Here is a 23,371-nt window from a genome sequence, read left to right as displayed (position 1 = left end):
CAGGAGGGAGAGCGGAAGGGAACCGACCGCTGACACACTGTGGCCGTAGCGGTGTGGAAGGGCGGTAAACGGGGAACCTTCTGCTCTCCCACCGCGTTTCTGCTTCGTGCACAGTGACATCTTGGTGACAGGGTGTGGCGATCTCGGGACTGGGGCTACGATGACCGGCACAAGGACGGACGGCGCACGGGTGTCGTCCTCTGGGGCGGGGCCCGGCGCACAAGCCGGTGCCAGGAGCCGGGGAGGCCCCATGCCGGGGCGAGGAGGACAGGGCATGGTGCAGAAGGCCAAGATCCTCCTGGTCGACGACCGGCCGGAGAATCTGCTGGCGTTGGAGGCCATCCTCTCCGCGCTCGATCAGACACTGGTCCGGGCGTCGTCGGGGGAGGAGGCGCTCAAAGCGCTGCTCACGGACGATTTCGCGGTCATCCTGCTGGATGTGCAGATGCCGGGTATGGACGGGTTCGAGACGGCCGCGCACATCAAGCGGCGGGAACGGACCCGGGACATCCCGATCATCTTCCTCACCGCGATCAACCACGGTCCGCACCACACCTTCCGCGGTTACGCGGCGGGTGCGGTCGACTACATCTCCAAGCCCTTCGACCCGTGGGTGCTGCGGGCGAAGGTCTCCGTCTTCGTGGAGCTGTACACGAAGAACTGCCAACTGCGGGAGCAGGCCGCCCTGCTGAGGCTCCAGCTGGAGGGCGGCGGCTCGAACGGCGTGGACGCCGGCAAGGAGACGGCGGGCCTGCTGGCCGAGCTCTCCGCGCGGCTCGCGGCGGTCGAGGAGCAGGCCGAAGCGCTGACCAAGCAGCTCGGCGAGGATTCGGCCGACGCCGGGGTCGTGGCGACCGCGGCCCATCTGGAACGCAAACTCACCGGACTGCGGCGGGCGCTCGACGCCCTGGAGCCCGGCAGCGCCGGAGGGGCTCCGGCACTTCCCTCGCAGAACTGACCGCGCACGCGTCCGGCTTGGCGGAGCGTCAAAGTGCCTACCCCGGCCACGACACGAACGGGTGAAGGGGTGGGCACGCGTGTCCACCGGCGCGCGCACCGGTAACCTCGGGCCCATGGCCTCAAGTACGTCCGGCAAGGGTTCCCCGAGCGCTGCGGGCACCGCGAAGGGCCGCACCGGCCGTACGACGGCGCCCGCCAAGAAGGCGGCCCCCGCACGCAAGCCCCCGGCGAAGAAGGCCGCGGCCGCCAGGCGCGCCCCGGCCAGGAAGGCGGCGGCGAAGCCCGTGCCGTCCCCGACGAGCGGCGTGCTGCGACTGGTGCGGGCCCTGTGGCTGGGCTGCGCGCACGCGGTCGGCGCGGTCTTCCGCGGGATCGGCCAGGGGGCCAGGAACCTCGACCCCGCCCACCGCAAGGACGGCGTCGCGCTGCTGCTCCTCGCCCTCGCGCTGATCGTCGCCGCCGGTACCTGGTCGAACCTGAGCGGTCCCGTCGGGGACCTGGTGACCATGCTGATCACCGGCCTCTTCGGACGGCTGGACCTGCTCGTGCCGATACTGCTCGGCGTCATGGCGGTACGTTTCATCCGCCACCCCGAACAGACCGACGCCAACGGCCGGATCGGCATCGGGCTGTCCGCCCTCGTCATCGGCGTCCTCGGCCTGGTCCACATCGCCTGCGGAGCACCCGGCCGTGACGAGGGCACCACCGCCATGCAGAACGCCGGCGGGCTCATCGGCTGGGGCGCCTCCAAGCCGCTGATCTTCACCATGGGCGCGCCGCTGGCCGTGCCCATGCTGGTGCTGCTGACGATCTTCGGGCTGCTCGTGGTCACCGCGACCCCGGTCAACGCGATCCCGCAGCGGCTGCGCCGACTGGGCATCCGGCTCGGCATCATCGCCCCGAACGAGTACGACGAGGGCTACGGGGAGGCCGACGCAGGCCCCGCCGTCCGGCACGACCCGGACCGGTGGCGGGCCCGCTCGGGGGCCGGCGACCCCGCGGACGCCGCCGAGGAGGAGGCGCTGGCCCGGCGGCGCCGGCCGCGCAAGGCCGCAGCCCGGCCGGCGATCGACCGGGAGATGGACGCCGTCGACGTGGCCGCGGCGGCCGCCGCCGCGCTGGACGGGGCGGTCTACGGCGGAATGCCGCCCTCCCCGCTCGTCGCCGACCTCACGCAGGGGATCGCCGCCGAGCGGGACGGCGTCGAGGCCACCGCTCCGGTGCCGACCGCCCGCGGTGAGCGCTCCGCCCGGCCCGCCTCACCCGCGGCCGCCGCGGAGCCCGCCGAGCAGCCGCACGCCACCACCGCCGCTGCCTCCGGGACGCTGGCGGTGCCGGACCTGACGAAGGCCCCGCCGGAGGCCCAGCCGCTGCCGCCCCGCGCCGAGCAGCTCCAGCTGCGCGGGGACATCACGTACTCCCTGCCCTCGCTGGACCTGCTGGAGAAGGGCGGGCCCGGCAAGACCCGCAGCGCCGCCAACGACGCCGTGGTCGCCTCCCTGCGCAACGTGTTCACGGAGTTCAAGGTGGACGCCGACGTCACCGGCTTCACCCGGGGCCCGACGGTCACCCGCTACGAGGTCACCCTCGGCGCGGCCGTGAAGGTCGAGCGGATCACGGCCCTGACCAAGAACATCGCCTACGCCGTGGCCAGCCCCGACGTGCGGATCATCAGCCCGATCCCGGGCAAGTCCGCCGTCGGCATCGAGATCCCCAACACCGACCGCGAGATGGTCAACCTGGGCGACGTCCTGCGCCTCGCGGACGCGGCCGAGGACGACCACCCGATGCTGGTCGCGCTCGGCAAGGACGTCGAGGGCGGCTACGTCATGGCCAACCTCGCCAAGATGCCGCACGTGCTGGTCGCCGGAGCCACCGGCTCCGGCAAGTCCTCCTGCATCAACTGCCTGATCACCTCGATCATGGTCCGGGCCACCCCGGAGGACGTCCGGATGGTCCTCGTCGACCCCAAGCGGGTCGAGCTGACGGCGTACGAGGGCATCCCGCACCTGATCACGCCGATCATCACCAACCCCAAGCGGGCCGCCGAGGCGCTCCAGTGGGTCGTGCGCGAGATGGACCTGCGCTACGACGACCTGGCGGCCTTCGGCTACCGGCACATCGACGACTTCAACCAGGCCATCCGGGACGGGAAGATCAAACTCCCGCCGGGCAGCGAGCGGGAGCTCAGCCCCTACCCGTACCTGCTGGTGATCGTCGACGAGCTGGCCGACCTGATGATGGTGGCCCCGCGCGACGTCGAGGACTCGATCGTCCGCATCACCCAGCTGGCCCGCGCCGCCGGCATCCACCTGGTGCTCGCCACCCAGCGGCCCTCGGTGGACGTGGTCACCGGCCTGATCAAGGCGAACGTGCCCTCACGCCTCGCCTTCGCCACCTCCTCCCTCGCCGACAGCCGGGTCATCCTCGACCAGCCCGGCGCCGAGAAGCTCATCGGCAAGGGCGACGGGCTGTTCCTGCCGATGGGCGCGAACAAGCCCGTCCGCCTCCAGGGCGCCTTCGTCACCGAGGACGAGATCGCCGGGATCGTCCAGCACTGCAAGGACCAGATGGCGCCGGTCTTCCGGGACGACGTCACCGTCGGGCAGAAGCAGAAGAAGGAGATCGACGAGGACATCGGCGACGACCTGGACCTGCTGTGCCAGGCGGCGGAGCTCGTCGTCACCACGCAGTTCGGCTCCACCTCGATGCTCCAGCGCAAGCTGCGGGTGGGCTTCGCGAAGGCCGGGCGGCTCATGGACCTCATGGAGTCGCGGGGCATCGTCGGCCCGAGCGAGGGTTCGAAGGCGCGCGACGTCCTGCTGAAGGCCGACGAGCTGGACGGGGTGCTCGCGGTCATCCGCGGCGAGACGCATTCGTAGTGAAATCGCGGGCAACCGTTTCCCTTGGGCCCGCGTCAAGTTGAACGGAGGGGCGGCGCCGCGCACGACTCGCGTACGGCGTCGGGCCGCCACGCCGAAGGGGACCTCCCGTCGCCATTCGTATGGCGTAGGAAGGGCACCCTCCGGTTGCTCCACCCTTTCGTCACCCCCCTAGACTGGACTTCCAGCAGGTGGCTACACGCTCGAAAGGCGCCCTTGTGTCCATCGGCAACTCCAACTCCCCCGAAGAAGAGCGGCCTTCGACCGACGACCGGTCCGAGGACCGTCTCGTCGAACGTTCCGTCGAAGAGCCGTCCATCGGGACGGCCCTCAAGAAGGCCCGGATCGCCGCCGGGCTCACAGTCGACGAGGTCAGTTCCATCACCCGCGTGCGCATCCCGATCGTGCACGCGATCGAAGAGGACGACTTCACGCGGTGCGGCGGCGACGTCTACGCCCGCGGCCACATCCGTACGCTCGCCCGCGCCGTCCACCTCGACCCGGCACCCCTGGTCGAGAGCTACGACGCGGCCCACGGCGGCCGGCCGGCACCCACCCCCGCCGCGCCGATGTTCGAAGCCGAGCGGATCCGCCCCGAGCGGCAGCGGCCCAACTGGACCGCGGCCATGGTCGCCGCCATCGTCGCCGTGATCGGCTTCGTCGGCTTCACCGCCTTCAGCGGCGACGCCGAGAAGGAAAAGCGCCCGGTGGCGGAAGGATCCGCCTCCCCCAAGCCCGCACCCAAGCAGACCGGCGGCAAGCCGGCCGCGCAGCCCTCCCAGGTCCCGCCGGCCGCCAAGCCGGAGCCCTCGGACAGTGCCATCGCCGCCGCACCCAAGGATCTCGTCACCGTCGTCCTGACGGCCGACACGGGCGAGAGCTGGATCTCCGCGAAGGACTCCACGGGCCGGCTCCTCTTCGACGGCACCCTCGTCCAGGGCGAGTCGAAGACCTTCACGGACAAGGAGTCCGTCGACCTCGTGCTCGGCGACGCCGGGGTCGTGAAGCTCTTCGTGAACGGCAAGGAGATCAAGGACGACTTCCAGCCGGGTCAGGTGGAACGCCTCACATACACCAAGGAAGACCCCTCCCAGGGCCAGCCGCAGGCGGGCTGACCGAGGGGCCGCCCGTAGGCGGACGGCGTCAACCAAGATCCCCGGGGTGCTGCGCGCACCCCGGGGATCTTGGTGTGCGGGGACTTGCGGCTGGGGCCCGCGCCGGGACGAAGTAGTCTTGAGTCCATGCCCGAACGCCGTACCGTCGCCCTTGTCACTCTTGGCTGCGCCCGTAACGAGGTGGACTCGGAGGAGCTCGCAGGCCGCTTGGCGGCGGATGGCTGGGAGCTCGTCGAGGACGCCGCCGACGCGGACGTAGCCGTCGTCAACACCTGTGGCTTCGTCGAAGCCGCCAAGAAGGACTCCGTAGACGCCCTGCTGGAAGCCAACGATCTCAAGGATCACGGCAAGACCCAGGCCGTCGTCGCCGTCGGCTGCATGGCCGAGCGCTACGGCAAGGAGCTCGCCGAGGCCCTTCCCGAGGCCGACGGGGTCCTCGGCTTCGACGACTACGCCGACATCTCCAACCGCCTCCAGCTCATCCTCAGCGGCGGCAGTGTCGAAGCCCACACCCCGCGCGACCGCCGCCAGCTGCTGCCGATCAGCCCCGCCGCCCGCCAGTCCGCCGACGTCGCCCTCCCCGGGCACGCCCAGGCGCCCGCCGAGGAGCCCGCCGAGGCCCCCGCGGACCTGCCCGAAGGTGTCGCGCCCGCCTCCGGTCCGCGCGCCCCGCTGCGCCGCCGTCTGGACAACAGCCCGGTGGCCTCGGTCAAGCTGGCCTCCGGCTGCGACCGGCGCTGCTCGTTCTGCGCCATCCCGTCCTTCCGCGGGTCCTTCATCTCCCGCCGCCCCGCCGACGTGCTGGGCGAGACCCGCTGGCTCGCCGAGCAGGGCGTCAAGGAGATCATGCTGGTCTCCGAGAACAACACCTCGTACGGCAAGGACCTCGGCGACATCCGCCTGCTGGAGACCCTGCTGCCCGAGCTCGCCGCCGTCGACGGCATCGAGCGCGTCCGGGTCAGCTACCTCCAGCCCGCCGAGATGCGCCCGGGCCTGATCGACGTGCTGACCTCGACCCCCAAGGTCGTGCCGTACTTCGACCTGTCCTTCCAGCACTCCGCCCCCGACGTGCTGCGCGCCATGCGCCGCTTCGGTGACACCGACCGCTTCCTGGAGCTGCTGGACACCATCCGCTCCAAGGCCCCGCAGGCCGGTGTCCGCTCGAACTTCATCGTCGGCTTCCCCGGCGAGACGGAAGCCGACTTCGCCGAGCTGGAGCGTTTCCTCACCCACGCCCGCCTCGACGCGATCGGCGTCTTCGGCTACTCCGACGAGGACGGCACCGAGGCCGTCACCTACGAGAACAAGCTGGACGAGGACACGATCGCCGAGCGCCTGGCGCACATGCAGCGGCTCGCCGAGGAGCTCACCGCCCAGCGTGCGGAGGAGCGGATCGGCGAGACCCTGGAAGTGCTCGTGGAGACGGTCGTCCCGTTCGACGAGGCCGAGGAGGGCGAGGGTGCCTACGGGCGCGCCGCGCACCAGGCTCCCGAAACCGACGGCCAGGTCGTCTTCACCGACGGCACGGGCCTGGTCCCCGGGCGTATCGTCACGGCGAAGGTCGTCGGCACCCTGGGAGTGGACCTGGTGGCCGAGCCCCTGGGCCTGGACTTTGAGGAGGCGGCCGGATGACCGGTGTCCCGGCATCTGCGGCGGGCGGGACCGGCCGCCGGCCCGTACCCGGCGCGAAGCTGGGGGCCGCGGCGGTCAATCAGGCCAGCCTGTGGAACATCGCCAACATCCTGACGATGATCCGGCTCGTGCTGGTGCCGGGGTTCGTCCTGCTGCTGCTCGCCGACGGCGGCTACGACCCGGCCTGGCGGGCCTGGGCCTGGGCGGCGTTCGCCGTCGCCATGATCACGGACATCTTCGACGGGCACCTGGCCCGGACGTACAACCTGGTCACGGACTTCGGCAAGATCGCCGACCCCATCGCCGACAAGGCGATCATGGGGTCGGCGCTGATCTGCCTCTCCTGGCTGGGCGACCTCCCGTGGTGGGTGACCGGGTTGATCCTCGGACGGGAGCTCGGGATCACGCTGCTGCGCTTCTGGGTCATCCGCTACGGCGTGATTCCGGCCAGCCGCGGCGGCAAGCTGAAGACGCTGGCCCAGGGCACGGCCGTGGGCATGTACGTCCTCGCACTGACCGGTGCGCTGGCGACGATGCGCTTCTGGGTGATGGCGATCGCGGTCGTGCTGACCGTCGTCACCGGTTTGGACTACATCCGCCAGGCGATCGTGCTCCGACGCCAGGGTCTCGCCGCGGAGCGGGCCGCGCGGTGACCGATGGGGCGGGGGATGCTCCGGTGGCGCAGGGGCGCGCCGGAGCGACCGGGGGGCGCACGCTCGCCGCGTACGCGCTCCAGCTGCTCGCGGAGAGTGACCAGACGGTGGCTGTCGCGGAATCCCTGACCGGCGGCATGGTCGCTGCCGAGATCACGGCCGTCCCCGGCGCCTCCCGGTCGTTCCGCGGGTCGGTCACGGCGTACGCGACGGAGATCAAGCACCGGGTCCTGGGAGTGGACGCGGGCCTGCTGGAAGCCGAAGGCGCGGTGAACGCCCAGGTCGCGGCGGAGATGGCGGCCGGTGTGCGCCGGGTGATGGGCGCGTCGTGGGGGATCGCGACGACCGGGGTGGCCGGCCCCGACCCGCAGGACGGGCAGCCGGTGGGCACGGTTTTCGTCGCCGTGGACGGTCCGGGGGGCAGGAAAACGGTCCGTCTGAGGTTGAACGGCTCCCGCGCGGAAATTCGTAGGGAGAGTGCACGGACAGTGCTCGAGCTTCTCGCGGACGAACTCCGCGAGAATGCGCGGGGGCAGGATACGGAACAGAACGGGGGGATTTGATGTTTGCAGCCCTGAGTGAACACGACATCGCTCCCCGCACGGCCGCGGCGCGAGGCGGTACGGTGGGGCGTGAAGGATGCGGCTACACGGTCAGAGGAGGGAGCCACCGATGATTCTGCTCCGTCGCCTGCTGGGTGACGTGCTGCGTCGGCAGCGCCAGCGCCAGGGCCGTACTCTGCGCGAAGTCTCCTCGTCGGCCCGAGTTTCGCTCGGCTATCTCTCCGAGGTGGAGCGGGGGCAGAAGGAGGCATCCTCCGAGCTGCTCTCCGCGATCTGCGACGCGTTGGACGTACGGATGTCCGAGCTGATGCGCGAAGTCAGTGATGAACTGTCGCTCGCTGAGCTGGCACAGTCGGCCGCGGCAAGCGAACCGGTCACCGTACCGGTCCGTCCGATGCTCAATTCGGTCTCGATGGCTTCGGTCGCGGGCCCGGAACGGGTGACCATCAAGGCGCCTGCGGAAGCGGTGAATGTCGTAGCCGCGTGAGCGAGCACGTGCGTGTTTGAGCTTGGCCGGAGCCCCGGCCGGTGCGTGGAGCACCGGTCGGGGCTCCCGGCCGTTCTGGGTGCGGGTGCGAGGGGTGTGCGAGACGATGGGGCGGTCCGGGTCCCGGCCCCCTGGAGGTGGCAGTGCGGACGTCGCTGCGCATACCCGCGGTGTCGCGCCCACCCCTGCTGTCGGCCCTCGCCCTGACGCTGGGGGCCCTGTGGTGGTGGGCCGTGCTGCGGCTGGTACTGGCGCCCGCCGAGACGGGTGCCGTGGAGGGCGCGGTGGCGGTGGGCGGCTGGGGGCTCGGGCTGCTGCCGGTGCACTGCGTGCCGGCGCCGTTGCGCAGGGCGCGGCTGCGGGCCGGCCGGGACGCCCTTGACGGCTGCGATGCGGATCCCGGCGGAGACGGAGCCGGGGTGGCCGGAGCGGCCGGCGCGGCTACCAGGGCATCGAAACCCCGCCGTTCGGACGCAGGATCTGGCCCGTCATGAAGGACGAGGCGTCCGAGGCCAGGTAGAGCACCGCCTGGGCGATGTCCTCCGGCTCGCCGACCCGGCGCAGGGGGGACATGCGGACCATGGCCGCCTCGGTCTGTTCCTGGACCTCGGGGCTGTGGCGGCCGGTCATCGGGGTGCGGATCCAACCGGGGGCGACGGCGTTGACCCGTATGCCGTGCGGGCCTGTCTCGGTGGCGAGGGTCTTCGTGAGCTGGATGACGGCCGCCTTGGCGGCGCTGTAGCAGAGCAGGCCGGGCTGGGCGGCGTCCACGGCGCCGGAGGCCATGGTGACGATGGATCCGGGGCGGCCCGCCGCGATCATGGAGCGGGCGGCCTCCTGGCAGGTGCGCAGGACTCCCTTGAAATTGACGTCCAGGACCCGGTCGAGGTCCTCGTCGGACGTCTCCAGGACGCTGCTGGTGTGCATGATTCCGGCGATGGCGGCGGCGATGTCGAGCGGGCCGGCCGCGGAGACGGCGGCCCGGATCGAGGCCCGGTCGGTGACGTCGAGGGGGTGGACGCTGGCGCCGCCGACCCCGGCTCCGGCGGCCAGGGCGGCCGTCTCTGCCAGCCCCTGTTCGTCGCGGTCGGCGCAGTGCACGTGGGCGCCGGCCGAGGCGAGGAGGACGGCGGTGGCGCGGCCGATGCCGCTGGCGGCTCCGGTGACCAGTGCGGTGCGGCCGGTGAGGTCGTACGCGGCTGTGGGTGTGGGCATGCCGGGACGGTACGACCGGATCTGACGGGTAGTCAATCATTGCGTCCGGTCGGCAGGGTGGTCAGGGCGTGGGCCCCGGCTGGCAGCGGGGGCACCAGTAGGTGGGGCGGCCGTCCTGGGGGGCCTCGCGGACGGGCGTGCCGCAGCGCAGGCAGGGCCGGTGGGCGCGGCCGTAGACGAAGAGCTCCTGGCCGGGGCGGTGGATGCCGGTGGTGTTGCGGTGCCCGGGCCGGTCTCCGGTGTTCGCGGACAGCAGGCGGTGGGCGGCGGCGGCCAGCCGCGGCAGCTTGGCCTCGGGGAGCCCGCCGACCGGGGTCCAGGGGGTGACCTGGGCCAGGAAGCAGAGCTCGGCCTTGTAGATGTTGCCGATCCCGGCGAGGTTGCGCTGGTCGAGCAGGGCCTCGCCGAGGGGCCGCTCCGGGACGGCGAGGAGGTTGGCGGCGGCGCGGCCGGGATCCCAGTCCGGCCCGAGGATGTCGGGGCCGAGGTGCCCCACGGCGCGGTCCTCCTCGGCGGTCCGGATCAGCTCCAGGACGGGGAGGCGGTAGCCGACGGCCGTGTGCCCGGCCGTGCCGAGGAGGCAGCGGATCTCGTGGGCGGGGCCGCCGCGCCACTTCTCGCCGGCGGCGAAGACGTGCCAGGCTCCGTCCATGCGGAGGTGGCTGTGCAGGGTGAGGCCGCCTTCGAAGCGGGCGAGGAGGTGTTTGCCGCGCGGGGTGACGTCGAGGGTGACGCGGCCGGTGAGGTCCGCGGTGGCGAAGCGGGGGACGCGCAGGTCGCTGAGGGTCAGTTCACGGCCTGCGAGGACCGCGTGCAGACGGGTCGCCGCACGCCGGATGCTGTCGCCTTCGGGCATGTCCCCATTCTCGCCCGCCGCCGATGGTTCCGGGGCAGACGGGGCGCGGGGAGCGGGGCGCCCCGAGGGCGTCCCTGGGGGCGTCGCGTGCGGCGCGCGCCCGACCGTGCGCATCCGCGGCGGAACGCGATGGCGGGCTCCGCCGGGGTCGGCACCCCGCGCCGGTGGTCGCGCCGGCCGGGGCCTGCGCAACCGGCCGGAGGGGGCCGTCACGCCCTGAGCGGGAGCAGGGCGCGGGTGAGGACGGTCAGGATCTCGTCGCGGGTCGCGGGTCGCGGGTCGCGGGTCGCGGGTCGGGGGGCGTTCATCGCGTGCAGGCGGAGGCCGGTCATCAGCGGGGCCGCCGTCGCGGTGGCCGTCGGTCCGAGCAGCGGCGCCAGGGCCTCGGCAGTGGTCCGGGGGCAGGCTCGCCGCCTCCCGCAGCCCGGGCGGCGCAGGGCGGCGGCGTGCAGCCGGTACTCGACGACCATGGCGGTGCGGCCCTCGCCCGGGCAGGACATGACGCCGTCCGCCAGTGCTCCGACAGCCTCTTGCCCGGCCCAGTGGCGCACGAAGGCGGCGAAGCGTTGCGCCGCACGCTCCGGGCCGGCCCGGCTCAGCGCCTCGCGGTCGGCGAAGTGGTAGGTGGTGGAGGAGAGCGACACGTCGGCCCGCTCGGTGATGGCCCGGTGGGTCAGGGCCTCCGGCCCTCGCTCCGCGATCGGTTCCTCGGCCACCTCGGCGATGCGCTCCCGCCGGTTCGCGTCGTGTCGGCGGGTCCTGCGGGCTTTCTCGGTCACTGTGGTCAGGCTCCTTCCGGGTGCGGCTGGATGCGTAGGCGGGAGGGGAGGGCACGCATCAGCGAGAACGGAGCACCACCATGAAGATCGCAGTCCTCGGGACCGGCGCGGGCGGCCGCGCGCACGCCGCCAAGCTGCTCAGCCTCGGGCACGAGGTGTACGTCGGTACCCGTGACTCCCAGGTCACCCTGGGCCGCACCGAGCCGGACTTCATGGGCGTCGAACCCTTCGGTCAGTGGCTCGCCGACTACCCCGGCATCGAACTGCGGAACTTCGGCGACGCCGCCGCGGCCGCCGACTTCGTCATCAACGGGATCGACGGGGCCAGCGCGGTCGGCGTGCTCACCGGCATCGCCGGACACCTGGCGGGCAAGACCCTGATGGACTACGCCGTCCCGTTCGTCTACAACCCCGAGCAGGCTCACCCCTGGCCGACCCCGTGGGGCGTGATGCCCGCCCTGGACCCGGTCGACCACGACAGCCTGGGGGAGCGGATCCAGCGCGCGCTGCCGCAGGCCAAGGTGGTCAAGGCGGGCGTCACCCAGGAGCAGGAGACCGTGGTCGACCCGCGGGCCGTGGCGGGCGGCGACCACACCATGTTCATCGCGGGCGAGCACGCCGACGCGAAGGCGCAGGTCACCGAGCTGCTGCGGTCCTACGGCTGGCAGGACGTCCTCGACCTCGGCCCGTTGGTGAGCTCCCGCGGCATGGAGATGTACGCCCACATGCACAGCGCCATCCAGTTCGCGCTCGGCGGGGCCCGCTTCGGCGTCAAGGTGATGCGCTGACGCGCTGATGTGCCGACCGTGATGCCGCTGGTCACTGCCGCAGGCGCAGCCCCCGGGGCGTGGCGTGGAACCCGGCCGATTCGAGCGGGGGTCCGAGGGGTGAGGTGAGTGCGGCCTCGGCGTTGATCCGCTCCACCGTCAGCGCCGGCAGGGTGCCCGCCCGGCAGCCGGCGGCGAGGGCGGCGACCGCGGCCGTCAGCCGGGGGTCCTCCGGGCCGGGCCAGGCCAGCAGGGTCTTGCCGCCGCGCTCCAGGTACAGGGTGAGCTCCCCGTCGACCAGGACCACCAGGGAGCCCGCCTTGCGGCCCGGCTTGTGCGTGGCGCCGGCCGGGGGCTCGGGCCAGGGCAGGGCCGCGCCATAGGCGTTCGCCGGGTCGGCGGCGGCCAGCACCACCGCCGCCAGCGGGGGAGGCGTCCGCTCGGCGGCCCGGAGCCGGTCCACCGCGCCGTCCATCGCGAACTGGGCCGCGCCCAGCCCCTCGACCACATAGCCCCGACGGGCCTGGCCGCTGTCCTCGAAGGCGGACAGGACGCGGTAGACCGCGCTGAAGCCCCCCTCCACGCCCTCCGCGGCGACCGCGCCGCGGGTCACCACCCCGTGCCGGTCCAGCAGCGTGCGGGCCAGCGCGTGGGCGCGGTGGGTCGGGTCGGGCGCCGGGGACGGCAGCAGCGACCAGCGGCCGGAGACCGTGGGCGGGCCCGTACGGGACGCGGTCGCGCTGAGCGTGCCGTAGCGGCCGCGCGGGACGGTGCGCCGGGCCCGGTGGGCCGTGGAGCCCGCCGTGCGGCCCGAGCCGAGCAGCGAGCGCAGTGGGGCGAGGGTGTCGTTGGTGAGCCGGCCCGACCAGGCCAGGTCCCACACGGCCTCGGACAGGGCGATGTCCGACACCTCGGGGAACTCGGCGCGCACCGCCTGCGAGATCTGCCGGAAGAACAGGCCGTACCCGCCGGAGAGGGCCGTCAGGACCGCCTGCTGGAGCGGGCTCGGCTCCAGGGGGTGCGGCGGCGGCAGGAGCAGCGGGGCGGCGTCCGCCAGGTAGAGCGACACCCAGCCGTCCTTGCCCGGGAGGGCTCCGGCCCCCGCCCAGACCACCTCGCCGGTGGTGGTCAGCTCGTCCAGCAGGCCGGGGGAGTAGCCGGCCACCCGCGACGGCAGGATCAGCCGCTCCAGCGCGGAGGCCGGCACCGGGGCGCCCTGGAGCTGCTCGACCGCCCGGGCCAGGCCGTCGAGGCCGCGCAGGGCCCCGCCCAGGTGCTGCCACTGGGGCAGGAAGGTGGCCAGCGACGTCGGCGGGACCGGCTCCAGCTCCTGGCGCAGCGCGGCGAGGGAGCGGCGGCGGAGCCTGCGCAGCACCGTCGCGTCGCACCACTCCTGGCCGATGCCCGCCGGGTGGAACTCGCCCTGCACCACCCGCCCCGCCGCCGCGAGACGGTTCAGGGCGCCCTCGGTCACCGCCGCGCCCAGGCCGAAGGCGGCGGCCACGGCGGCCGTGGTGAACGGCCCGTGGGTGCGGGCGTACCGGGCCAGCAGATCCCCCAGCGGATCCTTGACCGGCTCGGTGAACGCCTCCGGGACCCCCACGGGCAGCGCGGTGCCCAGCGCGTCCCGCAGCCGGCCCGCGTCCTCGATCGCCGCCCAGTGTTCCGCGCCGCCGATCCGGACCCGGATGGCGCGGCGGGCGGCGGCGAGCTCGCCGGCCCAGGCCGGATCCGCCCCGCGCGCCGTCAGCTGGTCCTGCGTCAGCGGGCCCAGCAGGCGCAGCAGGTCGGCAACCGACTCGGCGTCCTTGGCCCGCCGGTCCTCGGTGAGCCATTGGAGCTCCCGCTCCAGCTCCTCCAGCACCTGCGCGTCGAGGAGCTCGCGAAGCTCCGCCTGGCCGAGCAGCTCGGCCAGCAGCCGCGAGTCCAGCGACAGCGCGGCCGCCCTGCGCTCGGCCAGCGGGGAGTCGCCCTCGTAGAGGAACTGGGCGACGTAGCCGAAGAGGAGGGAACGGGCGAACGGGGACGGCTCCGGGGTGGTGACCTCGACCAGCCGGACCCGGCGCGCCTCGATGTCGCCCATCAGCTCGGTCAGGCCGGGCACGTCGAAGACGTCCTGGAGGCATTCGCGCACGGCTTCGAGCACGATCGGGAAGGAGCCGAACTCCGACGCCACCTGGAGCAGTTGCGAGGCGCGCTGGCGCTGCTGCCACAGCGGGGTGCGGCGGCCCGGACTGCGGCGCGGCAGCAGCAGGGCGCGGGCCGCGCACTCGCGGAACCGGGAGGCGAACAGCGCGGAGCCGCCCACCTGGTCGGTGACGATCTGGTTGACGTCCCCGTGGTCGAAGGCGACGTCGGCCGCGCCCAGCGGCGCCTGCTCGTCGTCGAACTCGAAGGCGGGCGGCCCCGAGGGGTCGTGGTCCAGGAGGTCCATGGACAGCAGGTCCGCGTCCGGGAGGCGGAGCACGATGCCGTCGTCGGCGTGCATCACCTGTGCGTCCATGCCGTACTTCTCGGCGAGGCGGGCGCTCAGCGCCAGCGCCCACGGGGCGTGCACCTGCGCGCCGAACGGCGAATGGACCACGACCCGCCAGTCGCCCAGCTCGTCGCGGAACCGCTCCACCACGATGGTCCGGTCGTCCGGGACGTGGCCGCAGGCCTCGCGCTGCTCGGCGAGGTACGCCAGCACGTTCTCCGCGGCCCAGGCATCCAGGCCGGCCGCCACCAGCCGCAGCCGGGCGTCCTCCTCGGAGAGGGCGCCGAGCTCGCGCAGGAACGCGCCGACCGCGCGGCCCAGTTCCAGCGGGCGGCCGAGCTGGTCGCCCTTCCAGAACGGCAGCCTGCCCGGCACCCCGGGGGCGGGGGTGACCAGGACCCGGTCGCGGGTGATGTCCTCGATGCGCCAGGAGGTGGTGCCCAGCGTGAAGACGTCCCCGACACGGGACTCGTAGACCATCTCCTCGTCGAGCTCGCCGACCCGCCCGCCGCCCTTCTTCGGGTCCGAGCCGGCCAGGAAGACCCCGAACAGCCCGCGGTCCGGGATGGTGCCGCCGGAGGTGACCGCGAGGCGCTGGGCCCCCGGCCGGCCCGTGACCGTCCCCGCCACCCGGTCCCAGACCACGCGCGGCCGCAGCTCGGCGAACGCGTCCGACGGATAACGGCCGGCCAGCATGTCGAGCACCGCCGTGAACGCCGACTCCGGAAGCGCCGCGAACGGCGCCGCCCGCCGCACCAGCGCCAGGAGGTCGTCCAGCTGCCAGGTGTCCATCGCGACCATGGCGACCAACTGCTGCGCCAGGACGTCGAGGGGGTTGGAGGGGATGCGCAGGGACTCGATCTCCCCCGTCCGCATCCGCTCGGTGACCACGGCCGCCTGGACCAGGTCCCCCCGGTACTTGGGGAAGACCACCCCGGTGGAGACCGCGCCCACCTGGTGCCCGGCCCGGCCCACCCGCTGGAGCCCGGACGCCACCGAGGGCGGGGACTCCACCTGCACGACCAGGTCCACCGCGCCCATGTCGATGCCCAGTTCCAGGCTGGAGGTGGCGACCACGGCCGGCAGCCGGCCCGCCTTCAGGTCCTCCTCCACCAGCGCCCGCTGCTCCTTGGACACCGAGCCGTGGTGCGCCCGCGCCAGCAGCGGCGGGGCTCCCAGGGCCGCGCCCGACTGGGCCATGACGTCGGCCGGCGACGCGTGCTCGGGCAGCTTCTCGCCGACGGCCCGCTCGTACGCGATCTCGTTGAGCCGGTTGCACAGCCGCTCGGCGAGGCGGCGGGAGTTGGCGAACACGATCGTCGAGCGGTGCGCCTGCACCAGGTCCGCGATCCGCTCCTCCACATGCGGCCAGATCGACGGCCGGTCCCCGCCCTCCCGGCCCTCCGTCGCGGGGGAGCCGCCCAACTCGCCCATGTCCTGCACCGGGACGACCACCGACAGGTCGAACTCCTTCGCCGACGGCGGCTGGACGATCTCGACCTTGCCGCGCGGCGCGAGGTATCTGGCCACCTCGTCCACCGGGCGGACCGTCGCCGACAGCCCGATCCGGCGCGCCGGGCGCGGCAGCAGCTCGTCCAGCCGCTCCAGGGACACGGCGAGGTGCGCGCCGCGCTTGGTCCCGGCGACCGCGTGCACCTCGTCCACGATCACCGTCTCGATCCCGGTCAGCGCCTCGCGCGCCGCCGAGGTCAGCATCAGGAACAGCGACTCGGGGGTGGTGATGAGGATGTCCGGCGGCCGCGTGGCCAGCGCCCGCCGCTCGGCCGCCGGGGTGTCGCCGGAGCGGATCCCCACCCGGATGTCCGGCTCCGGCAGCCCGAGGCGGACGGACTCCTGCCGGATCCCGGTCAGCGGGCTGCGCAGGTTGCGCTCGACGTCGACGGCCAGGGCCTTCAGCGGTGACACGTACAGGACCCGGCAGCGCTTCTTCGACTCGGCGGGCGGCGGGGTCGAGGCGAGCCGGTCGAGGGCGGCGAGGAACGCGGCCAGGGTCTTCCCGGAGCCGGTGGGCGCCACCACCAGCACGTCCGAGCCCTCCCCGATGGCCCGCCAGGCACCCTCCTGCGCGCTCGTGGGCGTGACGAAAGCCCCCGTGAACCACGAGCGGGTCGCGGGGGAGAACGAGTCGAGCGCAGCGCCTGCCATGCCCCCATCGTGCACCCGGCCACTGACAACGCCCCGGACCTGGGCAAACGCGCGTCGGCCAGGGGCGCAGAATGGGGGGATGGGGACGGAAGACGGCCACCGGGAGTGGGCACGGCACTGGCAGTACCCGGAGCTGCCCGGGCTGGACCTGCTGCGCGCCCACTACGTACGCCACACCTTCCCGCGCCACGCGCACGACGGCTACGTCATCGCGGCCGTCACCGGCGGCATCGAGGAGGTCGGCCTCCCCGGCCACATCGTGCGCGCCGGACCGGGCAGCGTGGTCCTGATCAACCCCGAGGTGCCCCACACGGCGCGCGCCGGTGCGCCCGAGGGCTGGGCGTACGCCACCCTCTACCCCTCCAGCGCCCTGATCGCCGAGGTCGCCGCCGAGGTCGGCACCCTGCGCGGCACCCCCGGCTTCACCGCCGACATCGTCGCCGACCCGCAGGCCTCGCGCACGATCACCGAGGTGCACCGGGCCGCCGAGGCCGGGAACGCGCTGGCCGCCGACACCCTGCTGCGGGGTGTGGTCGCCCGGATGCTGACCCGGTACGCCGGACCGCTGCCCGCCCGTACGGTCCGCGGCACGGGCGGCGCCGAGGCGGCCGCGGCCCGGGCCGTACTGGAGGAGCGCCTCGCCGACCCGCCGTCGCTGGAACAGCTCGCCGCGGAGCTGGGCACGAGCCCGTTCGCCCTGCTGCGGGCCTTCCGGGAGCGGTACGGGATGCCGCCGCACACCTGGCTGACCGACGCCAGGGTCCGGCGGGCGCGCCGGCTGCTCGACGCGGGCACCCCGCCGGCGGAGGCGGCCCTGGCCGTCGGCTTCACCGACCAGCCCCACCTGAACCGGCACTTCACCCGCATCGTGGGGGTCCCACCGGGCGCGTACCGGCGGGAGCGGGCCGTCTAGGCTGCCGATCATGGACACCGGGGGAGTGCTGGCACGCTACGACGAGCAGGTACGGGGGCGGGTGCCCGCATACCCGCCGCCCGGCGCGGTGATCGAGCGAGACGGCCCCTTCGTCCGTACGCACTACGGCACCCACGGGACGGTGGAGCACGGGCCGCTGCCGCAGCCTCCCGGTGGCGGGACCGTACGCGGCAGCTGGAGGCCTTCGCCGCACGTGGCGAGCCAGTGCACTGGAAGGCGTACGGGCACGATCCCGACGGCCAGGGCGAGGCGCTCGCCGCCGCCGGCTTCACGGCCGGGCCCGAGCGGTCGCTGCTGGGGGCGGCCTTCGACCGGCTCGAACCGCCCGGGCGGGCCGGACCGCGGACGGGCGTGCACTCCCTGAACAGCGGCGGCCGCGAGAACCCGTGGTGGGAGCGGCGCGCACGCTCGCCGCGGCTTCCGGCCCGCACGCCTCGACGCTCGCCGACTTCGAGGCCGACGGCGGATGCCGGTACGGCCAACGCGACGCCGCCGTGCTGCTGGAGCGCGGCGAGGTGGTCGCCGCCGGCTGGGCGGAAGTCGCCGCGGGCACGGACTTCCTCCTGATCGGCGGCCTGACCGGGCCGCACGCGGAGTTCCCCGGGGCGTGGCGCGCCATGGTCGAGCCGCCGGAGCACTACCACCGGCACCTGCACCGTCCCGTGCCGTACTGCGTGGCCGAGGCGGCGGGAGAGCTGCGCACGGGCCTGATCGCCGCGGGATTCGCCGAGCTGAGCACCGTACGCACCTACGCGTGGGACCCGCCGGGCACGCCGCCGGCGGACAGGCCGGTCGGCCTGATCGACCCGGGGGCCGAGGACCGGCTGTGGGACCGGCTGGAGCGTGAGTTCGCCTTCGATCCGCACATCGCGAAGTTGCCCGGATTCGCCGCATCCACCCCCTGCGCCACCTGGCGGCTGAGGAGCACGCTCACCGACGAACCGGACCTGATCGTGAGGCCCGCCCTGGTGGCGAACACCCGTCCCGGCGGCCGTCTGGTCTGGCTCGACTGGCAGCACACCGGCTACACCTTCGACCCCCACCGGGTCGGCTTTCCCGGCGCACCGGACTGGCCCGGAGAGGTCTGTCCGAACGGGGACTACTACCTCTACCTCCACCCCGACCTGACGTTCGGGACCTTCGGACACCCCTGGGAGGAGACACTGACCGTCTTCGGAGCCCCGTTGCTCGCGGCCGTCGAGGGGCAGCTGACCGCGCTGCTCGGGGATCCGGTGCGGCGGCGGGACTGACACCGCGCGCAAGAACGTACAAGACCATCCGGCCCGGCCCCGCGTACTTTCGGGGTGTGGGAGAGAAGCAGCTGGTCACAGAGCCAGAGATACGAGAGACAGCGGCGTCCGGTGGGCGGCCGCGGGCCGCGGTCGTCAGGGACGCGCTCGGCGTCGGTGTCGCGGTCGGGCTGTCCGGGTTCGCCTTCGGTGTGACGGCGGCCGGAGCCGGCATCAGCACCCTCCAGGCCTGTGTGCTGAGCCTCCTCGTGTTCACCGGGGCCTCGCAGTTCGCCCTGGTCGGAGCATTGGCCGCCGGAGGCAATCCGTTCACCGCCGCCGCCGGGGCCTTCTTCCTCGGCACCCGGAACGCCTTCTACGGGCTGCGCCTGTCGGAGCTGCTCCGGCTGCCGCGCGCCGTACGGCCCCTCGCCGCGCACTGGGTGATCGACGAGACCACCGCCGTGGCGCTGGCCCAGCCCGACCGCAAGTCGGCCCGGCTCGGCTTCACCGTCACCGGGCTCACCCTCTACGTGCTGTGGAACGTCACCACCCTGCTCGGCGCGCTCGGTGCCGAGGCCATCGGCGACACCCGGGCCTGGGGACTGGATGCCGCCGGACCCGCCGTGTTCCTGGCCCTGCTCGCGCCGATGCTGAAGACGGCCACCGAGCGGGCGGTCGCCGCCCTCGCGCTCGTCCTCGGGCTGGGCTTCCTGCCCGTGCTGCCCGCCGGGGTGCCCGTGCTGATCGCGGCCCTGGCCGCCCCCGTCGTGCTGTGGATGAAGGGACGCCGCTCGTGAACGTCTGGATCGCCATCGGGCTCACCGTCGTCGGCTGCTACGCCGTGAAGTACGCGGGACTGCTCGTTCCCGCCGGGGCCCTGGAGCGGCCCCTGGTGCGCCGCCTGGCCGCGCTGCTGCCGGTCGCGCTGCTGGCCGCGCTCACGGCCCAGCAGACCTTCAGCACCGGGTCCGCGCTCGTCGTCGACGCCCGCGCCGCCGGGCTGGCCGCCGCCGGGCTCGCGCTGCTGCTGCGGGCCCCGTTCCTGGTCGTGGTCGCGGCCGCCGTCGCCGTCACCGCGGGGGTACGGGCCCTGGGCGGCTGACCCGTGCAGGCAGGCGCCCGTACGCCCGCAGGGTCAGCAGCGCCTCCAGCGTCGCGATCGGCCGCCGCTCCAGGGAACTGCCCGGCGCCCAGGCCTCGCGCCGGACCGGCCAGCCGCCGTCCTGCTGCTGCGCGTCGGCCAGGAAGTCCAGCGAGCGGCGCATCTCCTCGTCCGTGAACCAGCCGCGGGCCAGCGACTCGGGCCGCCGCGCGAAGTCGTGCGGGAACAGCTGTTCGCCAGGTGCGTAGCCCGGAGCCGGCGGGAACTCCGCCCGCCGGCGCGGATCGAGCACGGCGAGCCGCTGCTCGCGCACCAGCCGCCCCAGCCGGTCCGCGGCCGTCGCCGCGCGCGCCCGGTCGGGGACGCCGTCGAGGAAGGCCACGGCGCTCTGGACCTCGTACGGGTGCGTGCGGTGCAGGTTCTCGACCCGGTCCCAGCAGAAGTCCGTGGCCCGGAAGAGCCAGGCGTGCCAGACGCGGTTGCGGTGCAGCAGGCCGACGACCGGACCGGTGGTCAGCAGCTCGCCCGGCGCGTCGTCGTGCATCGGGTGGTACGGGGCCCCGGGGTAGTCGTGCGGGGCCGGGAAGACCACCGGAAGCGCGCCCTCCGCAGTGGAGACGCCCGTCAGGTGGCGGCAGAGCCGCTCGATGCGCTGCCCGGCGCAGCGGCCCAGGCTGTCCAGCACCCGCAGCGCGTGCGCGGTGTGCAGGGGCTGGCTCAGGGGGCCGCGCAGATCCGGATCGAGGGCGTGGCCGTAGCCGCCGTCGGGGTTGAGGTACGAACCGAGGGCGGTGTCCACCGGGTCGGCGTCCCCGCCGAGGAAGTGGAACGCGAACCGCCGCTGTTCCAGCACGCGGGCCGTGAGCCAGATGAACCGCTCGGCGCGGGCCAGGGCGGGCTGCGGGTCCGACGGGGGCCGCGGGGCGGGCGGGGCGGGCGGGGTGTGCGCGGGGGCCTGCGGGGGGCGCGGGGATCGCGGGGATGGCGCGTTCTGCGGGGAAGCTTCGTCTCCGGGCATGCGTGCAACGTAGGACGCGGTGACGCGGGGGTGCCGGGCGAACACCGTCGGTGCACTCTCCCGGGGCGGGATACTGGGGGCATGCGGTTGACGATTTTCTGGGAGCGGATGGCCGAGCACTTCGGTGCCGGCTATGCCGACTCCTTCGCGCGGGACCACGTCATGGCGGAGCTGGGTGGCCTGACCGTCCACCAGGCGCTGGATGCGGGCTGGGAGACCAAGGACGTGTGGCGCGCGGTGTGTTCGGCCATGGACGTGCCAGCCTCGCTGCGCTGACGCGCGCCGGGCCGCCGCGCGGCGCCGCGCCGTGCCGGAAGAGCGGGCGGGCAGCGCTTTTTCGCGGCACGGGCCGTCGGTGGGACAGACTTGGCGGCGTGGGAGCCACCGAAGAGACGACCGACCAGCCCGCAGCCGTCCAGGGCGCGCTGCCGCCGCCCCGGGCGGCCGACCCGGGTGCGGCCCCCGCCGCACCGGCCGCTTCCGGCCCGGAGCCGGAGCCGGAGCCGGAGCCCGACCCGGGCGCGGCGGGCACGGGGGCGGCCTGGCCCGCCGATCCCGCCTCGCCGCAGGGTCCCGCCGGCCCCGGCAGGCCACCGGTCGACGCTCCGCCGGCCGGGGGCGACGAGCGCATGCCGCGCTGGCTGCCGCGCGCGGTGGTCCTCGTACTGGGCCTCGTCGCCTGCTTCCAGCTCGGCAGCTGGGCCTTCCACCAGCTGATCGGGCTGCTCGTCAACATCCTGATCGCGTTCTTCCTCGCGCTCGCGATCGAGCCCGCGGTCGCCAGGATGGCGGCCGGCGGCATGCGCCGGGGGCTCGCCACCTTCCTGATGTTCACGGCGGTGTTCGTCGTGTCCGTGGGGTTCCTCGCGCTGCTCGGCTCCCTGCTCGCCGGACAGATCGTGGCCATGGTGGAGGGCTTCCCGGGCTACATCGACTCGGTGATCAACTTCATCAACTCCACCTTCCACACCGATCTGTCCCGGCTGGAGATCCAGGAGAGCGTGCTGCGCTCCGACTGGCTGCGCAAGTACGTGCAGAACAGCGCGTCCGGCGTGCTCGACGTGTCCGCCACGGTGCTCGGCGGGCTCTTCAAGCTGCTGACGATCGGGCTGTTCTCCTTCTACTTCGCCGCCGACGGACCGCGGCTGCGGCGCGCGCTGTGCTCCGTGCTGCCGCCCGCGAAGCAGGCCGAGGTGCTGCGCGCCTGGGAGATCGCCGTCGCCAAGACGGGCGGCTACATCTACTCCCGCGGACTGATGGCGCTGATCTCGGGTGTCGCGACCTACGTCGTGCTGGCGGTCCTCGGAGTGCCGTACGCGCCCGCGCTCGCCGTGTGGGTGGGGCTGGTCTCGCAGTTCATCCCCACCATCGGCACCTATCTCGCGGGCGCGCTGCCGGTCCTGCTCGCCTTCACCGTCAACCCCTGGTACGCGCTGTACGTCCTCGTGTTCGTCGTGGTCTACCAGCAGTTCGAGAACTACATGCTCCAGCCGAAGCTGACCTCGAAGACCGTCGACATCCATCCGGCGGTGGCCTTCGGATCGGTCATCGCGGGCACCGCCCTGCTGGGCGCGGTCGGGGCGCTGATCGCGATCCCGGCCGTCGCCACGCTGCAGGCCTTCCTCGGCGCGTACGTCAAGCGCTACGAGCTGACGCGGGACGCGGACTCCTCTACTTCCCGTCCGCGTCGCCGAGTACGGCTGCCAAGGCTTCGTTGACGGTCGCCTCGGCGGCGGCCTTGTCCAGGCCGAGGCCGCTCAGCAGGCCCTCGCCGTTCTCCAGCTCCAGGAGCGCGAGCAGGATGTGCTCGGTGCCGACGAAGTCGTGGCCCAGGCGCAGGGCCTCACGGAAGGTCAGCTCCAGGGCCTTCTTCGCCGAGGCGTCGAAGGGGACGAGGGCGGGCAGCTCGTCCTGGGCGGGCGGGAGTGCGGCGGCCGCGGCGGCCCGTACGTCGTCCGGCGAGACCTCCTGGGCGCGCAGGACGAGCCCCGCGAGGCCGTCGGCCTCGGCCACCAGGCCCAGGACCAGGTGCTCGGTGCGGATCTCGGTGTTGCCGGCGGCGCGGGCCTCGTTCTGCGCGGTCACGACCACGTTGCGGGCGCGGGGGGTGAAGCGGCCGAAGCCCGCGTTCGGGTCGAGGGCGCCGGTGCCCTCCTTGTCCGCCTTGGGGACGAAGCGCTTCTGGGCCGCCTGGCGGGTGACGCCCATGCTGCGGCCGATGTCGGTCCAGGAGGCGCCGGAGCGGCGGGCCTGGTCGACGAAGTGGCCGATGAGGTGGTCCGCGACGTCCCCGAGGGCCTCCGCGGCGACGACGGCGCCACTGAGCTGCTCCAGAGGATCGGTGTGGACCTTGTTGATGGCCTCGATCAGGTCGTCGAGGCGTACCGGATTGGTCATGCGAACGGGTTCCACCGAAGGGTTCGTCATAGGTGCAACCCTAGGTTGACAGTTGAGAGGGTGTCAACCTTGGGTTGTCAGTCGATGGCGGCCTCCCGTGCCGCCGGTGCCATGCTGGGAACACGGACTCGGAGGAT

At 73.5% G+C, this 23,371-nt stretch carries 20 protein-coding genes; 14 read left to right on the top strand and 6 right to left on the bottom strand.

The window, feature by feature from the left end; genetic code table 11:
- Positions 1-274: 274 nt before the first annotated feature.
- The 7 genes from OHA91_RS11170 (at position 275) to OHA91_RS11140 (ending at position 8,292) form a co-directional block, all read left to right on the top strand.
- The gene (locus tag OHA91_RS11170) at positions 275-958 is read left to right on the top strand and encodes a response regulator (protein ID WP_030821150.1); all 684 of its coding nucleotides are present in this window, start codon (positions 275-277) and stop codon (positions 956-958) included.
- 115 nt (positions 959-1,073) lie between these two features.
- Positions 1,074-3,842, top strand: coding sequence for an FtsK/SpoIIIE family DNA translocase (locus tag OHA91_RS11165; protein WP_031146331.1), 2,769 nt, complete (start codon positions 1,074-1,076; stop codon positions 3,840-3,842).
- Between the two features lie 218 nt (positions 3,843-4,060).
- On the top strand, positions 4,061-4,957 hold the full coding sequence (locus tag OHA91_RS11160; protein ID WP_031146333.1) for a helix-turn-helix domain-containing protein: 897 nt from the start codon (positions 4,061-4,063) through the stop codon (positions 4,955-4,957).
- Between the two features lie 126 nt (positions 4,958-5,083).
- Complete coding sequence (gene rimO / locus OHA91_RS11155; protein ID WP_328739194.1) at positions 5,084-6,589, top strand: 30S ribosomal protein S12 methylthiotransferase RimO; 1,506 nt, start codon at positions 5,084-5,086, stop codon at positions 6,587-6,589.
- Positions 6,586-7,242: a CDP-diacylglycerol--glycerol-3-phosphate 3-phosphatidyltransferase gene (gene pgsA, locus OHA91_RS11150; RefSeq protein WP_031146337.1), complete on the top strand. Its 657-nt coding sequence runs from the start codon at positions 6,586-6,588 to the stop codon at positions 7,240-7,242. The genes rimO and pgsA overlap by 4 nt, the downstream gene beginning before the upstream one ends.
- A 23-nt stretch (positions 7,243-7,265) precedes the next feature.
- Positions 7,266-7,805, top strand: coding sequence for a CinA family protein (locus tag OHA91_RS11145; protein WP_381625186.1), 540 nt, complete (start codon positions 7,266-7,268; stop codon positions 7,803-7,805).
- A gap of 109 nt (positions 7,806-7,914) precedes the next feature.
- Complete coding sequence (locus tag OHA91_RS11140; RefSeq protein ID WP_030664971.1) at positions 7,915-8,292, top strand: helix-turn-helix domain-containing protein; 378 nt, start codon at positions 7,915-7,917, stop codon at positions 8,290-8,292.
- A 441-nt stretch (positions 8,293-8,733) separates the two neighbouring features.
- On the opposite strand, the gene OHA91_RS11130 is transcribed toward OHA91_RS11140, so the two are convergent.
- From OHA91_RS11130 to OHA91_RS11120, 3 genes are all read right to left on the bottom strand, one after another.
- Positions 8,734-9,507 (bottom strand): SDR family NAD(P)-dependent oxidoreductase, encoded by a 774-nt coding sequence (locus OHA91_RS11130; protein WP_031146342.1) that lies wholly within the window; start codon positions 9,505-9,507, stop codon positions 8,734-8,736.
- 61 nt (positions 9,508-9,568) lie between these two features.
- Positions 9,569-10,363, bottom strand: a complete 795-nt coding sequence (locus tag OHA91_RS11125) for an Fpg/Nei family DNA glycosylase (protein ID WP_031146344.1) — start codon at positions 10,361-10,363, stop codon at positions 9,569-9,571.
- 209 nt (positions 10,364-10,572) lie between these two features.
- Positions 10,573-11,142: a TetR/AcrR family transcriptional regulator gene (locus OHA91_RS11120; RefSeq protein ID WP_328739192.1), complete on the bottom strand. Its 570-nt coding sequence runs from the start codon at positions 11,140-11,142 to the stop codon at positions 10,573-10,575.
- A gap of 80 nt (positions 11,143-11,222) precedes the next feature.
- Here OHA91_RS11120 and OHA91_RS11115 point away from each other — a divergent pair, with 80 nt between their 5' ends.
- A complete protein-coding gene (locus OHA91_RS11115) occupies positions 11,223-11,930 on the top strand; it encodes an NADPH-dependent F420 reductase (protein ID WP_266492044.1) in 708 nt (235 codons plus the stop codon).
- A 31-nt stretch (positions 11,931-11,961) separates the two neighbouring features.
- Here the strand turns inward: OHA91_RS11115 and OHA91_RS11110 are convergent, their stop codons facing one another.
- Positions 11,962-16,551 (bottom strand): ATP-dependent helicase, encoded by a 4,590-nt coding sequence (locus OHA91_RS11110; protein WP_031146350.1) that lies wholly within the window; start codon positions 16,549-16,551, stop codon positions 11,962-11,964.
- Between the two features lie 79 nt (positions 16,552-16,630).
- Between OHA91_RS11110 and OHA91_RS11105 the strand changes: the two genes are divergently transcribed.
- The 4 genes from OHA91_RS11105 to OHA91_RS11090 all read left to right on the top strand — a co-directional run bounded on the left by OHA91_RS11105 (position 16,631) and on the right by OHA91_RS11090 (position 19,819).
- Positions 16,631-17,464, top strand: coding sequence for an AraC family transcriptional regulator (locus tag OHA91_RS11105; protein ID WP_266492049.1), 834 nt, complete (start codon positions 16,631-16,633; stop codon positions 17,462-17,464).
- Between the two features lie 410 nt (positions 17,465-17,874).
- Positions 17,875-18,735 carry a DUF2716 domain-containing protein gene (locus OHA91_RS11100; RefSeq protein WP_328739191.1) on the top strand — a complete coding sequence of 287 codons (861 nt, stop codon included), beginning with the start codon at positions 17,875-17,877 and terminating at the stop codon, positions 18,733-18,735.
- Positions 18,736-18,791: 56 nt separating this feature from the next.
- Positions 18,792-19,514: an AzlC family ABC transporter permease gene (locus OHA91_RS11095; protein ID WP_308288973.1), complete on the top strand. Its 723-nt coding sequence runs from the start codon at positions 18,792-18,794 to the stop codon at positions 19,512-19,514.
- Positions 19,511-19,819, top strand: coding sequence for an AzlD domain-containing protein (locus tag OHA91_RS11090; protein WP_030773269.1), 309 nt, complete (start codon positions 19,511-19,513; stop codon positions 19,817-19,819). Before OHA91_RS11095 ends, OHA91_RS11090 begins: the two co-directional genes overlap by 4 nt.
- Here OHA91_RS11090 and OHA91_RS11085 read toward each other — a convergent pair.
- Entirely contained in the window at positions 19,788-20,837 is a 1,050-nt protein-coding gene (locus OHA91_RS11085) for a hypothetical protein (RefSeq protein ID WP_381699637.1), read from the bottom strand. The two genes, OHA91_RS11090 and OHA91_RS11085, sit on opposite strands and share 32 nt — an antisense overlap.
- Before the next feature lie 81 nt (positions 20,838-20,918).
- Between OHA91_RS11085 and OHA91_RS11080 the strand changes: the two genes are divergently transcribed.
- Positions 20,919-21,113 carry a DUF3046 domain-containing protein gene (locus tag OHA91_RS11080; RefSeq protein ID WP_031146362.1) on the top strand — a complete coding sequence of 65 codons (195 nt, stop codon included), beginning with the start codon at positions 20,919-20,921 and terminating at the stop codon, positions 21,111-21,113.
- Positions 21,114-21,211: 98 nt separating this feature from the next.
- Complete coding sequence (locus tag OHA91_RS11075) at positions 21,212-22,555, top strand: AI-2E family transporter (protein WP_245239982.1); 1,344 nt, start codon at positions 21,212-21,214, stop codon at positions 22,553-22,555.
- Here OHA91_RS11075 and OHA91_RS11070 read toward each other — a convergent pair.
- Positions 22,509-23,264 (bottom strand): Clp protease N-terminal domain-containing protein, encoded by a 756-nt coding sequence (locus OHA91_RS11070; RefSeq protein ID WP_031146366.1) that lies wholly within the window; start codon positions 23,262-23,264, stop codon positions 22,509-22,511. The two genes, OHA91_RS11075 and OHA91_RS11070, sit on opposite strands and share 47 nt — an antisense overlap.
- Positions 23,265-23,371 lie beyond the last annotated feature (107 nt).

Origin of the sequence: Streptomyces erythrochromogenes (genome assembly GCF_036170895.1) — a bacterium.
GTDB lineage: Bacteria > Actinomycetota > Actinomycetes > Streptomycetales > Streptomycetaceae > Streptomyces > Streptomyces erythrochromogenes.
This window is presented reverse-complemented; position numbering and strand designations above follow the sequence as displayed.

Coding starts and splice junctions, on each gene's coding strand:
- OHA91_RS11105 (WP_266492049.1), top strand. CDS start 16,631: ATGGGGACGGAAGACGGCCACCGGGAGTGGGCACGGCACTGGCAGTAC.
- OHA91_RS11130 (WP_031146342.1), bottom strand. CDS start 9,507: ATGCCCACACCCACAGCCGCGTACGACCTCACCGGCCGCACCGCACTG.
- OHA91_RS11170 (WP_030821150.1), top strand. CDS start 275: ATGGTGCAGAAGGCCAAGATCCTCCTGGTCGACGACCGGCCGGAGAAT.
- rimO (WP_328739194.1), top strand. CDS start 5,084: ATGCCCGAACGCCGTACCGTCGCCCTTGTCACTCTTGGCTGCGCCCGT.
- OHA91_RS11080 (WP_031146362.1), top strand. CDS start 20,919: ATGCGGTTGACGATTTTCTGGGAGCGGATGGCCGAGCACTTCGGTGCC.
- OHA91_RS11115 (WP_266492044.1), top strand. CDS start 11,223: ATGAAGATCGCAGTCCTCGGGACCGGCGCGGGCGGCCGCGCGCACGCC.
- OHA91_RS11165 (WP_031146331.1), top strand. CDS start 1,074: ATGGCCTCAAGTACGTCCGGCAAGGGTTCCCCGAGCGCTGCGGGCACC.
- OHA91_RS11110 (WP_031146350.1), bottom strand. CDS start 16,551: ATGGCAGGCGCTGCGCTCGACTCGTTCTCCCCCGCGACCCGCTCGTGG.
- pgsA (WP_031146337.1), top strand. CDS start 6,586: ATGACCGGTGTCCCGGCATCTGCGGCGGGCGGGACCGGCCGCCGGCCC.
- OHA91_RS11140 (WP_030664971.1), top strand. CDS start 7,915: ATGATTCTGCTCCGTCGCCTGCTGGGTGACGTGCTGCGTCGGCAGCGC.
- OHA91_RS11085 (WP_381699637.1), bottom strand. CDS start 20,837: ATGCCCGGAGACGAAGCTTCCCCGCAGAACGCGCCATCCCCGCGATCC.
- OHA91_RS11070 (WP_031146366.1), bottom strand. CDS start 23,264: ATGACGAACCCTTCGGTGGAACCCGTTCGCATGACCAATCCGGTACGC.
- OHA91_RS11125 (WP_031146344.1), bottom strand. CDS start 10,363: ATGCCCGAAGGCGACAGCATCCGGCGTGCGGCGACCCGTCTGCACGCG.